At 70.0% G+C, this 786-nt stretch carries 1 protein-coding gene; it reads right to left on the bottom strand.

Going from position 1 to position 786, the window contains the following annotated elements; translation table 11 throughout:
• Positions 1–786: DUF6531 domain-containing protein (locus U9978_RS23740; protein ID WP_322763374.1), on the bottom strand; the 786-nt coding region annotated here is incomplete at both ends.

The raw sequence follows: 786 nt of genomic DNA, 5'->3' as shown, positions 1-786 counted from the left end.
GACCCGAGGAATTCACCACCGCGGTCAGCCGGCCGGCCCCGTCATAGCCGTAGCGGACGACGTCGGTGTCGGGTTCGCCCGCCCGTCCCCGCAACCGAATCGCGGTGATCAACCCCTGCTGGGTCTCCACCGCCAGCCGGTACCCACCCGAATGGTGGATCTCGGCAAGGGTGCCGTCGGCGGCGTCATAGCCCAACTCGATGCGATTCCCATGACGATCGACGATCGCCGCCAGTGGCAGGGCCACCGCCCGAGCGTTGCCGGCCGGGAGCGCGAAATGGAAAACATGGCCCGTTGCCGGGTCGGTGACGGTGTACGCACCGGCGGCGTCACGGGTCAACGCCAACCGCGGACCCTCCACCGGTAGCACCGTCGCCCCCGGCGCCGGATGCGGATAGCCGACCAGCACCCCGTCGGGCGCGGCGTAACACACCCCCGCCTCGTCGATCTCCAGCCGAAGGTCCAGCGTCGAACTCCACGACGGGCCGAACCACCGGCCGGCCCGATACGACGACAGATGGGTCCGCTGCAAGGCCCATGTGAGTAGACCGGGGAGCTCCACATCGACCTGGGTGAGGATCATCTGCCCGCTGGCCATATCCACCGGATCCCGCCCGACGAACCGGCAGTGCGCCGCCCGCGCAAACAACCGGGGATTACCCAAGGCGCTGCGAATATCCCCACCGGCGACCGCGATCCCATGCGGGATCGCCGTCACAATGTTGCGCACCCGGCCCACCGCCGCACCACCCACCGTGCGCAGCCCGGCGCCGACCAGCCGCAGCC

It is taken from the genome of Protofrankia sp. Cr2 (assembly GCF_963555885.1).
GTDB lineage: Bacteria > Actinomycetota > Actinomycetes > Frankiales > Frankiaceae > Protofrankia.
The sequence above is the reverse complement of the archived record's forward strand: the minus strand, read 5'-3'. Positions and strand labels throughout refer to the sequence as shown.